Origin of the sequence: Salinispora vitiensis (genome assembly GCF_000378825.1) — a bacterium.
Classification (GTDB): Bacteria; Actinomycetota; Actinomycetes; order Mycobacteriales; family Micromonosporaceae; genus Micromonospora; species Micromonospora vitiensis.
The window spans coordinates 4,233,541-4,246,235 of the sequence record NZ_KB900388.1; the positions used below are offsets into that span (position 1 = coordinate 4,233,541).

Sequence of the window (12,695 nt, forward strand, 5' to 3'; positions counted from 1 at the left end):
TGGGGTGCCGTAGCGTTGACGCGTGACTGACCTCGTGACCGGTGTTGACGGTTCGCCGCGCTGCGCCTGGGGGGCGGGCACGCCCGACTACGTCGTCTACCACGACACCGAGTGGGGCCGTCCGCTGCACGGCGACGACGCCCTCTACGAGCGGATGACGCTGGAGGCGTTCCAGTCCGGGCTGTCGTGGCTGACCATCCTGCGGAAGCGGGCCGCGTTCCGGGAGGCGTTCGACGGGTTCCGGATCGAGTCGGTGGCCGCGTTCTCCGCGGCGGACGTCGCCCGGCTGCTCGATGACACCGGCATCGTCCGCAACCGGTCCAAGATTGAGGCGGCGATCTCCAACGCGCGGGTCGCGCTGGAACTTCCGGCCGGTCTCTCCGCCCTGCTCTGGTCGTACGCGCCGCCGCCGCGCAGCGCCCGGCCGGCCTCGTTGGCGCAGGTGCCGGCGCTGACCGTGGAGTCCACCACGATGGCGAAGGCGTTGAAGAGGCGGGGCTTCCGGTTCGTCGGCCCGACCACCGCGTACGCGCTGATGCAGGCCACCGGCATGGTCGACGACCATCTCGTTGGTTGCCACGTGCCGGCGGGCGGCGCCGACGTGATGGGATGGAGTGCATGACGACGGACACCGCGGACCGGACCGACCGGACACCCCGTATCGACGGCGCGGACACCTGGGCGGTGCTGCTGCCGCCCGGGCGGTACGAGGCCGAGCGGCTGGTGCACCATGACACGCTCGAGCTGACCGGTGCCGAGGGAACTCGGCCGCGCCTTGGCGACCAGGTCGCGGTGCTTGCCGATGCGCCGTCGAGGCTGGTCGCGCTGGGTCGGGTTACCGACATCGGCGACCTGCGCCCGGAGGGCCCGCCCCCGGATCAGGTCGAGCCGCGGCTGGTGATCACGTACACCCGACGGTCCTTCGACACGCCGGTGTCGGCCGACTCCCTGATGGTCGACGGGCCGGTCACACCGCTGGACCCGGCGGCCTTCCAGGCGCTGGCCGACCAGCTCGGTCCGCCCCCGCCGCAACAGTCCTGGATGGTCAGTCTCAATCTGCCGATCGAGGCCGTGTCGCCAGCGGAGGCGGTTCGGGAGTTCTGGGCCTACGTGCAGGAACTGGGCCCCGGCGAGCTACCCGCATTCGTCTGGCCGTCCGGTGACGAGTTGGCCATGCAGGCGTTCGTCCTCGGTGCCGAGGCCAATCAGGACCCGGAGGAGGACGACTGACCGGGGGCGGCCCCGGCGCCGTCAGCGGCCCTCGAAGACCGGCTTCTGCTTGGCGACGAAGGCCATGGTGGCGGACCGGTGGTCGGCGGTGGCGCCGCAGATCGACTGAGCCTGCGCCTCGGCGGCTAGGGCGTCGGCGAGGGTGCCCGCGTCCGCGATGGAGAGCTGTCGTTTGATCGCCCCGTACGCGACGGTCGGGCCGGCCGCCAGCCGGGCGGCCAATTCCTGCGCCGCCGGCAGCACCTCCTCGTCGGTCGCGACCAGCCGGTTGAGCAGGCCGAGTTGGTGAGCCTCCGCCGCCCGTACCGGCTCGGCGAGCATCAGCAGCTCGACGGCCTTGGCGTGGCCGACGAGCCGGGGCAGCGTCCACGAGGCGCCGGTGTCGGCGGCGAGCCCCACCTTGGCGAACGCCATGAGGAAGCTGGTGGCGGGTCCACCGACGCGGATGTCGGCGAGGAAGGCCAGCGAGGCACCGGCCCCGGCGGCCATGCCGCCCACGGCGGCGACGACGGGTTTGGCCAGGCCGGCCAGCCGAGCGACGATCGGGTTGTAGTGCGTTCCCACGGTGTCGAGCGGGTTACCCTCGCTGGACTCCAGCGTCCGCACGTGCTCGCGCAGATCCTGACCAGCACTGAACGAACCGCCCGACCCGGCCAGCACCACCGCCCGGCAGCTCCGGTCGCTCTCCAGCTCGGCCAGGGCGTCCCGGAGCGCCTCCTTCATTGCCGTGTCGAAGGCGTTCATGGCTGTGGGGCGGTTCAGGGTGAGGGTTACGACGGCGTCGGTGCGGTCGATGAGGAGTGGCTCGGTCATGGTGTCAAATGACCCTTCTATCCAATGATGCGGTTACCGGCGTCGAGACACGCCTCGACGTAGCGGTCGGCGGCCGGCCGAAGCCGGGCCGCGTGGCGGTCGAAGAAGCTGCCGGCGGCGGTGCCCGGCCAGCGCTCGGGAAGCAGCGCCAGCGGCAGCTGTGGGTCCCGGAACAGGAACGTGCGCCAGGCGTGCACGAGCCGGAACCGGGCGGCGTACGCCTCCTCGTCGGGACTGCGTACGGTGACACCGGCGAGCAGCGCCCGTTGTTCGGCGACGAACTGCTCGTATGCCCGGCCGATCTCGGCCAGGTCCCAGGCGCGGCGGACGATGCCCATCGCCCCGGTGGTGCCGGCGGCGTGCGCGGCGGTGAACCGCTCGTAGCGCACCCCCGCCTCGTCTAGGAGCAGATCCACGCCCTCGCCCGGTCGGGTGGCCACCCAGGTGCACTCGTCAAGCGTGCCGTAGCCGAGGAAGCTCAGGTTCGCGGCGAGGCGCTGCCGTTCCCGGCGGGCGGCCGGTGCCGCTAGGACGAGCAGGTCGAAGCGTCCGTCCCAGCCGGTTTTGCCGGTGCGGTAGATCCGGGTGGCCGCCTCGTCCAACCGGCGTGCGGCTTTCGGCGTGATCGCGTAACCCGGTCCGGTGGCCATCCGGATAGGTTCGAGCCAGCCCTGGCGCACCATCCGGGAGACCGCCGTCCGTACTGCTGGCGGTGCGATGCCCAGGGGTGCCAGCAGCTTGACCAGAGCGGCGACCTGCGCGCGGCCACCTCGGGGCCGGAGGTGGTCACCGTACAGGTCGAAGAGTGCTGACCGTGCCTGCATGACCGCACATTGTGACAGGCCTTCTCGGGATAAGCTAGGTTCTGTTACATCAATACTGCCTCGGTTTGGGTCCGGCGGTGTTCATCAGGGAAAATCGTTGGTCGACACCCCGGTGAAGGTTGCGGGTGGTCGTGGCGAAGTGGCTGTGGGGCAACCCACCGACCCTGGTTCAGGTCTGAGGGGAGACAACATGGCGGCGATGAAGCCGCGGACGGGCGACGGTCCGCTGGAAGTCACCAAGGAGGGCCGGGGCATCGTCATGCGAGTCCCGCTGGAGGGCGGTGGCCGGCTCGTCGTCGAGATGACTCCGGACGAGGCCAACGCGCTCGGTGACGCGCTGAGGGCGGCTGCCGGCTGAGTACGGACCGTCCGCGCCTCGCGTGGACGGTCCGTCCGCCTCCTGATCCACCGGCGTTCGCTCGCCGGTGGTCGTAGGCGTGCTGAAGCGGGACGGCGAGACGGTGGCCACCCGGGACTCCGGGCGGCCACCGCTGGTCGTCAGGTGACCCACCGCCCCCGGCAGCCGCCTGCGGAATTTTCCCTGTTCTGCGGAGCACTCCGCAGGCTTCTCCTGGAAGGTACGGCGTCGCGTGCTCGCCATCCGTCTTATCGCCGAGCCTGAGCGGCTCGATGTCCTGGCTCTGCCCATCCGACCCGCCAGCGAGGCGGAACCGTCAGCGCAGCCGGTGCCCGTCGTGGCGGCCCTGCCGGACGGGGTCGCCGACGAACTCGTCGCGCTGCTGCCGGTCGCGCGGCTGGATGGCGAGGCCGGTCAGACCTGGACCCAGCTTCGACCCGAACGGGTGCCGTCCCGCCTACTCCCGTTCGGCATCGGGGCCGGGGACGAGGCGGCCTGGCGGAAAGCCGGGGCCGCCCTCGCCCGCGCGGCGGCCGGTACGGAGCACGTCACGCTCCCGCTACCGACGGCGGCCACCCCAGCAGCCGTACGGGGGCTGGTGGAAGGGCTGCTGCTGGCGTCGTACCGGTTCCGACTCGGCGCCGACGAGGCCGCACCTGCCCTGGCCGCGGTCGACCTGGTGGTGCCGGATCCAACGGAGTACGCCGACGTCGTCGCGGGGGCCCGCACCACCGCGGAGATGACCCGACTCGCCCGCGACCTGGTGAACATGCCCTCGTCGGTGAAGAACCCGGACTGGTTCGCCGGGCAGGTGGCCGACGCCGCGGCCGATCTTCCTGACCTGCACCTGCGGGTCCGGGAACCGGATGAGCTGGCCGCCGAGGGCTTCGGCGGGATCGTCGCGGTGGGCAGCGGCTCCGCCAACGGCCCGCGGCTGGTCGAGCTGGACTGGCGGCCGGCCGGGGCACGGATGCACGTCGTGCTGGTCGGCAAGGGGATCACCTTCGACACCGGGGGAATCTCGATCAAACCCCGGGCCGGCATGAAGCTGATGCGCAAGGACATGGCCGGCGCGGCGGCCGTGGTGGCGGCCACGCTGGGGGCGGCCATGCGGCGGCTGCCGGTCCGGGTCACCACCCTCGCCCCGCTCGCCGAGAACATGGTCAGCGGCGCCGCGTTCCGGCCCGGCGACATCATCCGCCACTACGACGGCGTGACCAGCGAGACCACCAACTCCGACGCCGAGGGTCGGCTGGTCCTCGCCGATGCGCTCGCCTACGCCGTACGGGAACACCAGCCCGACCTGGTCGTCGATCTGGCCACGCTGACCGGTGCGAACGCGGTGGCGCTGGGCAAGCGCACCGGCGCCCTGTACAGCGAGAACGACCGCCTCGCCGACGACGTGTTGGCGGCGGTCGCCGCGGCCGGTGAAGCGGCGTGGCGGATGCCGCTGCCGACCGACTATGTCGACTACCTCAGCAGCGAGCTCGCCGATCTCTACAGCGCGCCGGTCCAGGGAGCTGGGTCGGTGGTGGCGGCACTGTACCTGCGCGAGTTCCTCGGCGAGCTGCGGGACCGGTGGGTGCATGTCGACATGTCGGCGCCGTCCTGGTCGGAAGGGGCGGACGCGGAGTTGACCCCGGGCGCCACCGGCTGGGGCGTCCGTTCGCTCCTGCGCTGGCTGGAGACCCTCGGCTGAGGTGCGCCGATCCGATCCGGGGGTCCGGATGCCTAACTGCGCACCGCGGTGAGTAGCCCGTTGCCGACCGGGAGCAGAGCGGGAATCCAGTACTCGGACTCCCGGATCGCCTTGATCGTCTCCCGGGTGGTCACCGTCTCCACGTCCCGGGCGGCGGGGTCGGCGATCCGGCCGTCGGCCAGGGCGCCGTTGAGGGCGAGCACTCCACCCGGCCGGAGGAGTCGGTGGGCGGCCTCCACGCAGGTGGCGAAGGCGGTCGCCTCGGTGTCAACAAACACCAGGTCGTACGCGCCGTCGGCGAGGCGTGGCAGCACGTCCAGCGCCCGGCCGGTAATGATCCGGCTCCGGCCGGAGGGGAAACCGGCCTCGGTGAAGATCCGGCGGGCGATGCGCTGATGCTCGACCTCACCGTCGATCGTGGTCAGTACCCCGTCGGGGCGCATGCCGCGCAGCAGCCAGACACCGCTGACGCCGGTGCCGGTGCCGATCTCCACCACCGCGCGGGCGCTGCCCGCTGCGGCCAGCAGCCGCAGCGCGGCACCCGCGCCGGGGGTCACCGCCTCGAGGCCGACCTCGTGGGCGAGCGCGCGGGCGGTGCGCAGTACGAGATCCTCGGTCACGTACGACTCGGCGAGTTGCAGAGCCTGGGCCGAAGAGCCGGAATTGGCGACCGTGGCGATGGGACACCTCCGGACGGCGTTCGGGTCAGAGCGGGCTCCGGGTGCTGCGGCAGCAGGGTCGGAACGCGCCCTTCAGGGGTGAGTGGGGCACTGTGAGCCTAGAGGCGATGTTCACGGGGCGCAGCCGCGCGTCCCATGCATCGACGATCACGGTGGGTAGCCAGGACTCCACCCGCGGCTTCCGTGCAATCCTGGAGGCGGTGTCCGTACGAGTGCGACCGGTCGAGCGTGGTTGGCACGGACGGGCCCGGGACGAGTGGGAGGCAGCGACGTGACCGATGGCTGGGACTGGCGCCAGCCCGGGACGGGTGCCACAGCGGCGGGCTCGTCGTCGGCCCCTCCTCCGCCGAGCGGCCCAGGTTCGCCCTGGTGGTCCGACGCGTTGGCCGATCCGTGGCGGGATCCGATGGCACCGGCGGCGGTGGTCGTGCCCGCCGCGCCGGTTCCCGGCACCGAGCCGGAGCCGGTCACCGACCCGGATTCGGCCCGTCCCAGACTGCGGCACCTGCTGATCATTCCTTTGGTTACGGCCCTGCTCGCCGGTGCGCTGGGGGGCGCGCTCGGCTACGCGTTCGCGATCCGGGGCGATACCGCCCCGGTCCTCGGTGGCGCCCCGGTCCAGCCGCCGGAGCTGGCCCAGCGCCGGCCGGAGTCGCTTGCCGGGGTGGCCGAGCGGGTGCTGCCGAGCGTGGTCACGGTTCGGGTGGCGGGGCCCGACGGGACGAGCGAGGGTTCCGGCTTCATCGCCACCACCGACGGCTACGTGATTACCAACGACCATGTGGTGGCGGGTGCGACCGGGCCGGCCACGGTGGTCTTCAATGACGGCAGCTCTGCCCCGGCCACCCTCGTCGGTCAGGATCCGGAGTCGGACATCGCGGTCATCAAGGTCACGAAGGAAGGGCTCCGCCCGGTGGCGTTCGGTGACTCGGAAGCGCTCGCGGTCGGCGATCCGGTGTTGGCCATCGGGTCGCCGCTCTCCCTGGCCAACACGGTCACCGCCGGCATCATCAGCGCCCTCGACCGGACGATGCAGGCGGGCGAGCCGGGCGGCCCCACCCGCTACTACGCGGCGATCCAGACCGACGCGGCGGTCAACCACGGCAACTCCGGTGGCCCCTTGGTGGACGGTGCCGGCCGGGTGATCGGGGTCAACTCCACGATCAAGTCGCTGGTCGCCGAGGGGCAGGAGGCCGGCAACATCGGACTCGCCTTCGCTATTCCGATCAACCAGGCCAAGCGGATCACCCAGGACATCATCGGTACCGGCAAGGCCCGTCGTACGGTGATCGGCGCCCAGGTGGGCGGCGGGGGTGTGGGCGCCGGGGCGGGGGTGCGCTTGGTCTCGGTGGAGCCCTCCGGCCCGGCGGCCAGCGCCGGCCTGCGGGCCAATGACGTGATCGTCACCCTCAACGGGCGGCCGACGAACGAGCCGACCGACCTGATCGCCCTGGTCCGGAAGTTCGCACCCGGGTCCGTGGTGGTGGTGGAATACCGGCGTGACACGTCACGGCGGAACGCCTCGGTGACCCTGGCCGCGGATCTGAAGTGAGCCGCTCGGCCCCCTGCCGAGCTAGCCTGTGACGTGCGTAGGCTTGCGCTGAGGCCGAAGGGAGGATCGTGCGGTGTTCGACAACCTGAACTGGTGGGAGATCGGTGCGCTGTTGCTCCTGGCGCTGCTGATCTTCGGTGACCGGCTGCCCGCGGTCATCAGTGATGGTCTGCGGATGGTGCGTAACCTGCGCCGGATGGCGACCAACGCCACCACTGACCTGAGTCGGGAACTGGGCACCGACATCCAGCTCCAGGACCTGCATCCGAAGACGTTCGTTCGCAAGCACCTGCTCAGCGAGGAGGATGAGGCGGCGATTCGGAAGCCGCTGCAGGGGGTCTACGACAACCTGCGGGCCGATGTCACCAGCGTGCACGACGAGCTGAAGAACGTCGCCACCGCCGTTGACCCGGTGAGCCGCCCAGCCAACCGCCCGACCCAGTCGACCGGCGGTAACTCGCCCGCGCCCACTCCTCGGGTCAGCTACGACGACGCGACCTGACCGACGGTGCGACCAGCTACCGACGGTGCGACCAGCTACTGACGGGGTGACCTGAGGGACGCCTCGCCGCGGGTGCTTGCGGGGCCGAACTATGGTGCCGTGGCATGACTGGAATCGACTGTGGATCGACGCCGCCCATCAGTGCCGACGGCGATGATCCGACGACGGCGCGGGGCAGGGAGCTCTCCTGGGAGGGTTGTGTCAACGCTCGGGAGCTGGGCGGGCTCGGGCGGGTGCGGCCGGGCGCGGTGGTCCGGATGGAGGAGCCGAACCGCCTGAGCGCGGCAGGGTGGGCGGCCGCCTGGGCGTACGGGGTTCGCACGGTCGTCGATCTGCGCAACGCCGACGAGTACGGGCAGGACAGCGCGCCCAGGCCAGCGGGGATGACGACGGTGCGGGTGCCGCTCGAACCGGTCGGCACACCCTTCTACGACCACTGGGAGAAGATCGACAACCTGGCGTCACCGCTGTACTACCCGGCGATGCTGGCCGAGCAGTCGGAGCGGGTGATCGCCGCCGTCCGGGCGATCAGCACCGCCGCGCCCGGCTGCGTGCTGTTTCACTGCTCCGGCGGCAAGGACCGGACCGGGCTGCTCGCGCTGGTGTTGCTGACCTTGGCGGAGGCGACGCCGGCGGAGATCGTCGCCGACTACCTGCTCTCCTACGAGCGGATGCGGCAGCGCTACGCCGAGCTCGGTCACCCCGACCAACTCGTCGCGGTGACCGAGTGCCTGGCGACGCGGAACACCACCATCGAGGAATCGTTGAGCTCGACGGTCGCCGCCCTGACGATGCCCGACTACCTCCTCGAGAACGGCCTGACCGCAGCCGAGGTCAGCGACCTGCGGGCCCGCCTGATCACCTGACCGGCGGGCCCAGCAATCCGCCTGGACCGGTGGACCGGCGGGTCGCCCAGCAAGAGGTCCCGGGGGAGTGCGCGACCAGGTGGCGCTAGCTGCCGGCCGGCTTGAGGCCCAGCGGTTTGCCCAGCAGCGACTCGCGTCGTACCGCGAGCCGGTCGGCGACCTGGCCCAGCGCCGCGGCGGCGGGAGAGGCCGGCTCGGCGAGTACGACCGGGTTGCCCTCGTCGCCGGCCTCGCGGACCCGGGTGTCGAGCGGGACCTGACCGAGTAGCGGCACCTGCGCGCCGACGGCCTTCGTCAACGAGTCGGCGACCGACTGGCCACCGCCGGCCCCGAAGACCTCCATCCGGGTGCCGTCCGGCAGCTCCAGCCACGACATGTTCTCGATGACACCGACCACCCGCTGGTGGGTCTGCAACGCGATCGCGCCGGCCCGCTCCGCCACCTCGGCGGCGGCGGTCTGCGGGGTGGTGACCACCAGGATCTCGGCGTTGGGCAGCAGCTGGGCCAGCGAGATCGCCACGTCACCGGTGCCCGGGGGCAGGTCGAGCAGGAGCACGTCCAGGTCGCCCCAGTACACGTCGGCGAGGAACTGCTGTAGGGCCCGGTGCAGCATCGGGCCGCGCCACACGACGGCGGCGTTGCCGGGGGTGAACATCCCGATCGAGATGACCTTCACCCCGTGCGACTCGGGCGGCATGATCATGTCCTCGACGCGGGTGGGTCGCCCCTCGGCCCCGAGCATCCGCGGCACCGAGTGGCCGTAGATGTCCGCGTCAACGACCCCGACGGAGAGTCCCCGGGCGGCCAGCGCCGCCGCCAGGTTGACCGTCACGCTGGACTTGCCGACGCCGCCCTTGCCGCTGGCCACCGCGTACACCCGGGTCCGGGAGCCGGGCTGGGCGAACGGAATCACCGGTTCCTGGTCGGTGCCGCCGCCGCGTAGCTTGGTCTGGAGTTCCTTGCGCTGCTCGGGGCTCATCACGCCGAACTCGATCTCCACCCCCGCCACCCCCGGCACCGCGCCCACCGCGGCCGTGATGTCCGAGCGCAGCTTGTCCTTCAGCGGGCAGCCGGCGACGGTGAGTAGCAGCTCAACCTGAACCACGCCGTCGTCGCCGATCGCCGCGGAGCGGACCATGCCCAACTCCGTGATGGGACGGCGGATCTCCGGGTCGTTGACAGTGGCCAGGGCGGCCTGAATCGCGTCGGAGACAGTATTGGCGGGTGCAGACATGACGGCAATGCTACGTCGGCGACGATGTGGCGCCGCCCTGGGTGGCAGCGACGGCGGTCACCTGTTCCCGGCACCGGTGCGGCCGTCGCCAGCCGGGTCGGTCTCCACCTCATCCCGGGGTTCGTCGAGCCCGTCCCCGTTGACCGGCCACCCCGGGGTCCGGTGTTGCCGGCGCAACCGGCGTTGGGCGGCATCGTCCAGCTCCTCGGCGAGCCGAGCCAGCTCGGAGCGGAGAAAGTCGCGGGTGGCGACCTCACCCATCGCGTTCCGGAGCGCGGCGATCTCCCGGGCCAGGTACTCGGTGTCGGCCTTCTGGGCGGTGGCCCGACGTCGGTCCTCCTCCAACGCCAGCCGGTCCCGGTCCGCCTGGCGGTTCTGAGCGAGCAGGATCAGCGGCGCCGCATAGCTCGCCTGCAACGACAACATCAGGGTCAGGAACGTGAAGGTGTACGGGTCGAACCGAAGATGCGTGGGGGCGAGCGTGTTCCAGCTGAACCAGGCAGCGATCACCACCGTCATGTAGACGATGAAGTGGGCGGTGCCCATCTTCCGGGCGATCGCCTCCGACCATCGGCCGAAGGCCTCCGGGTCGAACCGGGGCAGCTGGACGCGCCGGACCTCGCGTGGCTGGTCCAACCGCTCCGGCCGGCGCCGCTCAACCATCCGTACCGTCCGACGACTCGCCGGTGCCGACCGGGGCGGACGGCCGCGCGTCCCGGTCCCGCCAGTCCCGAGGCAGCAGATGGTCCAGCACGTCGTCCACGGTGACCGCGCCCACCAACCGGTTGCTGCGGTCGATCACCGGCATGGCGACCAGATCGTAGGTGGCCATCCGGCGGGTGATCTCAGGTAGCGGGGTGACCGGCCGCAGCGGGTCGATGTCGTTGACCACCACCCCGCCCAACAGGTCAGCCGGCGGCTCCCGCAGCAGCCGTTGAAAGTGCACGATTCCGAGGTAGCGGCCGGTCGGTGTGGTCATCGGCGCCCGGGTGACAAAGACCTGGGCGGCGACCGCGGGGGAGAGCTGGGGCTCGCGGATTCGGGCCAGTGCCTCGGCCACCGTGGCGTCCGGAGGCAGAATCACCGGCTCGGAGGTCATCACCGACCCGGCCGTGCCCGGCGTGTACTTGAGGAGCTGGCGTACGGGGTCGGCCTCGTCCGGCTCCATCAGGTCGAGCAGGACATCCTGCTCCGGTGGCGGTAACGCGCCGAGCAGGTCGGCGGCGTCGTCCGGGTCCATCTGCTCCAGCACGTCCGCGGCCCGCTCCCGGTCCAGTGCGGCCAGGACCTCCACCTGGTCGTGCTCCGGCAACTCGCTGAGTACGTTGGCCAGCCGTTCGTCGTCGAAGGCGGCAGCGATCTCGTTGCGCCGTTCGTCGGGCAGGTCCTGCAGGGCGTTCGCCAGGTCCGCGGGGCGCATCTCCTCCAGGACCGCCAGCAGGTTGGCGGTCCCCCGGTTGTCGGCGATCCCGCTCAACCCGCGAACCCGGTCCCACTCGATCTGGCGCAGGTTGCCGCGACGGGTCAGCCGGCCGGTGTGCTCGCGGATCGCGACCCGGGTCAACGTCCACTCGTCGCGGGTCGCCTCCATGGCGATATCCACCACGACCCCGGGCGTCCCGTCCGGGTGGATCTGCACCCGGCGGTCGAGCAGCTCCTGGAGGACGAGCAGCTCGTTCGGGCGCTTCTCGAACCGGCGCAGGTTGAGGGTGCCGGTGCCGAGAACCACGGCGTCCGAATCGATCGAGGTGATCCGGTTGATCGAGAGGAAGATCCGCCGCCGCATCGGCATCTCGGCGACCAGGCCGACCACCTCCGGCGGGTGCTTCGTGGCCCGTAGCCGACCTACCGCGTCGCGGACCCGGCCCACCTGGTCGCCGTTGGGGTCGTAGACGGCGACACCGGCGAGCCGGGCGATGTAGACCCGGGTCGGCGTACTCACGCAGACCAGCCTAGGCGCCTACTGTCTATCAACATGTCGACCCTGGATTACGAGATCGTGGACGTCTTCACCGATCGCCCCTTCGCCGGTAACCCGCTGGCGGTGGTGTTCGGCGCCCACGGGTTGGCCACGGAACAGCTGCAGGCACTCGCACTGGAGTTCAACCTCTCCGAGACGGTGTTCGTGCTCCCACCCACCCGGACCGACGCCACCTATCGGGCGCGGATCTTCACCCCGGCTGCCGAGTTGCCGTTCGCCGGTCACCCGAGCGTTGGCGCGGCGGTCACCGCCAGCCGGCGTGGTCTCTTCGCCACCGGCTCGGTCCGGCAGGAGTGCGGCGCCGGTGTGCTGCCGATCGAGGTGGATGCGACCGGAGCGACGCTGACCGGCGGTACGCCGACGCTCGGCCCCGAGCTGGATCCGGGGCCGCTACTGGAGATGGTCGGCCTCACCAAGGCCGACCAGGCCGGACCGGCGCCCCGGGTGGCCGGCTGCGGGCTGGAGTTTCCATACCTTCCGGTGCATCGGGACGCGGTACCCCGCGCCCAGCTGAATCCGGGGGCAGCGCAGCGGTACGGCGTGGAGCACGTCGCGGTCTTCTCCTGGGATGCCGAGTCGCGGACCGCGCACACCCGGGTTTTCGTCCCCGGGCTGGGAGGGCCGGAGGATCCGGCGACCGGGTCGGCCGCCCTGGGACTGGGGGTGTGGTTGGTGGCCAGTGGGCTGCTACCTGGTGCTGGTCGGACCGGCTACGCCGTTCGCCAGGGCAGCGAGATCAACCGGCCCTCCGCGCTGACCTGTACGGTTACCGCGGCCGACGGGGCCGCCCTCGGGGCCACCGTCACCGGCCGGGTGGCACCGGTGGCCCGGGGCGAGATTGTGATCCCGCCGTTCGTCGGCTGAGCGGCGCGGGCGGTGCGGCGCGGGCGGTGCGGCGCCGCCGCGACGGCGAACCGGAGCGGCGCCAACCCCGACCATGGGTGCGGACCGGCAGC

14 protein-coding genes are annotated in these 12,695 nt (G+C 71.6%); 8 read left to right on the forward strand and 6 right to left on the reverse strand.

Annotated elements, in window-relative coordinates; translation table 11 throughout:
- Positions 1 to 22 precede the first annotated feature (22 nt).
- Positions 23 to 622, forward strand: a complete 600-nt coding sequence (locus SALPAC2_RS0120100) for a DNA-3-methyladenine glycosylase I (RefSeq protein ID WP_018218423.1) — start codon at positions 23 to 25, stop codon at positions 620 to 622.
- Positions 619 to 1,230, forward strand: a complete 612-nt coding sequence (locus SALPAC2_RS0120105) for a hypothetical protein (protein WP_018218424.1) — start codon at positions 619 to 621, stop codon at positions 1,228 to 1,230. The genes SALPAC2_RS0120100 and SALPAC2_RS0120105 overlap by 4 nt, the downstream gene beginning before the upstream one ends.
- 21 nt (positions 1,231 to 1,251) lie before the next feature.
- Here SALPAC2_RS0120105 and SALPAC2_RS0120110 read toward each other — a convergent pair whose 3' ends face one another.
- The gene (locus SALPAC2_RS0120110) at positions 1,252 to 2,043 is read right to left on the reverse strand and encodes an enoyl-CoA hydratase-related protein (RefSeq protein ID WP_018218425.1); all 792 of its coding nucleotides are present in this window, start codon (positions 2,041 to 2,043) and stop codon (positions 1,252 to 1,254) included.
- Between the two features lie 17 nt (positions 2,044 to 2,060).
- Positions 2,061 to 2,867: a PaaX family transcriptional regulator gene (locus SALPAC2_RS0120115; protein WP_018218426.1), complete on the reverse strand. Its 807-nt coding sequence runs from the start codon at positions 2,865 to 2,867 to the stop codon at positions 2,061 to 2,063.
- A 190-nt stretch (positions 2,868 to 3,057) separates the two neighbouring features.
- Between SALPAC2_RS0120115 and SALPAC2_RS26470 the strand changes: the two genes are divergently transcribed.
- Positions 3,058 to 3,225: a DUF3117 domain-containing protein gene (locus SALPAC2_RS26470; protein ID WP_011904620.1), complete on the forward strand. Its 168-nt coding sequence runs from the start codon at positions 3,058 to 3,060 to the stop codon at positions 3,223 to 3,225.
- Positions 3,226 to 3,457: 232 nt separating this feature from the next.
- Entirely contained in the window at positions 3,458 to 4,924 is a 1,467-nt protein-coding gene (locus SALPAC2_RS0120125; RefSeq protein WP_018218427.1) for a leucyl aminopeptidase family protein, read from the forward strand.
- Positions 4,925 to 4,956: 32 nt separating this feature from the next.
- Here SALPAC2_RS0120125 and SALPAC2_RS0120130 read toward each other — a convergent pair whose 3' ends face one another.
- Complete coding sequence (locus SALPAC2_RS0120130; protein ID WP_018218428.1) at positions 4,957 to 5,544, reverse strand: O-methyltransferase; 588 nt, start codon at positions 5,542 to 5,544, stop codon at positions 4,957 to 4,959.
- A 331-nt stretch (positions 5,545 to 5,875) separates the two neighbouring features.
- Here SALPAC2_RS0120130 and SALPAC2_RS0120140 point away from each other — a divergent pair, with 331 nt between their 5' ends.
- The 3 genes from SALPAC2_RS0120140 (at position 5,876) to SALPAC2_RS0120150 (ending at position 8,524) form a co-directional block, all read left to right on the forward strand.
- Entirely contained in the window at positions 5,876 to 7,156 is a 1,281-nt protein-coding gene (locus SALPAC2_RS0120140) for a S1C family serine protease (RefSeq protein ID WP_080636965.1), read from the forward strand.
- Between the two features lie 73 nt (positions 7,157 to 7,229).
- The gene (locus SALPAC2_RS0120145; RefSeq protein WP_018218430.1) at positions 7,230 to 7,658 is read left to right on the forward strand and encodes a Sec-independent protein translocase family protein; all 429 of its coding nucleotides are present in this window, start codon (positions 7,230 to 7,232) and stop codon (positions 7,656 to 7,658) included.
- A 104-nt stretch (positions 7,659 to 7,762) separates the two neighbouring features.
- On the forward strand, positions 7,763 to 8,524 hold the full coding sequence (locus tag SALPAC2_RS0120150; RefSeq protein WP_018218431.1) for a tyrosine-protein phosphatase: 762 nt from the start codon (positions 7,763 to 7,765) through the stop codon (positions 8,522 to 8,524).
- An 85-nt stretch (positions 8,525 to 8,609) separates the two neighbouring features.
- On the opposite strand, the gene SALPAC2_RS0120155 is transcribed toward SALPAC2_RS0120150, so the two are convergent.
- From SALPAC2_RS0120155 to SALPAC2_RS0120165, 3 genes are read right to left on the reverse strand one after another with little or no spacing between them, the layout of a single operon-like run.
- Entirely contained in the window at positions 8,610 to 9,758 is a 1,149-nt protein-coding gene (locus SALPAC2_RS0120155) for an Mrp/NBP35 family ATP-binding protein (protein ID WP_018218432.1), read from the reverse strand.
- Positions 9,759 to 9,815: 57 nt separating this feature from the next.
- Entirely contained in the window at positions 9,816 to 10,421 is a 606-nt protein-coding gene (locus SALPAC2_RS0120160; RefSeq protein ID WP_018218433.1) for a DUF1003 domain-containing protein, read from the reverse strand.
- The gene (locus SALPAC2_RS0120165; RefSeq protein WP_018218434.1) at positions 10,414 to 11,700 is read right to left on the reverse strand and encodes a magnesium transporter MgtE N-terminal domain-containing protein; all 1,287 of its coding nucleotides are present in this window, start codon (positions 11,698 to 11,700) and stop codon (positions 10,414 to 10,416) included. Before SALPAC2_RS0120165 ends, SALPAC2_RS0120160 begins: the two co-directional genes overlap by 8 nt.
- A 33-nt stretch (positions 11,701 to 11,733) precedes the next feature.
- Between SALPAC2_RS0120165 and SALPAC2_RS0120170 the strand changes: the two genes are divergently transcribed.
- A complete protein-coding gene (locus SALPAC2_RS0120170; RefSeq protein ID WP_018218435.1) occupies positions 11,734 to 12,603 on the forward strand; it encodes a PhzF family phenazine biosynthesis protein in 870 nt (289 codons plus the stop codon).
- The last annotated feature ends 92 nt before the right edge of the window (positions 12,604 to 12,695 follow it).

Excerpts from the sequence above, each read along its gene's own strand:
- SALPAC2_RS0120105 (WP_018218424.1), top strand. The coding sequence starts at position 619 with ATGACGACGGACACCGCGGACCGGACCGACCGGACACCCCGTATCGAC.
- SALPAC2_RS0120110 (WP_018218425.1), bottom strand. The coding sequence starts at position 2,043 with ATGACCGAGCCACTCCTCATCGACCGCACCGACGCCGTCGTAACCCTC.
- SALPAC2_RS0120115 (WP_018218426.1), bottom strand. The coding sequence starts at position 2,867 with ATGCAGGCACGGTCAGCACTCTTCGACCTGTACGGTGACCACCTCCGG.
- SALPAC2_RS26470 (WP_011904620.1), top strand. The coding sequence starts at position 3,058 with ATGGCGGCGATGAAGCCGCGGACGGGCGACGGTCCGCTGGAAGTCACC.
- SALPAC2_RS0120150 (WP_018218431.1), top strand. The coding sequence starts at position 7,763 with ATGACTGGAATCGACTGTGGATCGACGCCGCCCATCAGTGCCGACGGC.
- SALPAC2_RS0120155 (WP_018218432.1), bottom strand. The coding sequence starts at position 9,758 with ATGTCTGCACCCGCCAATACTGTCTCCGACGCGATTCAGGCCGCCCTG.
- SALPAC2_RS0120160 (WP_018218433.1), bottom strand. The coding sequence starts at position 10,421 with ATGGTTGAGCGGCGCCGGCCGGAGCGGTTGGACCAGCCACGCGAGGTC.
- SALPAC2_RS0120170 (WP_018218435.1), top strand. The coding sequence starts at position 11,734 with ATGTCGACCCTGGATTACGAGATCGTGGACGTCTTCACCGATCGCCCC.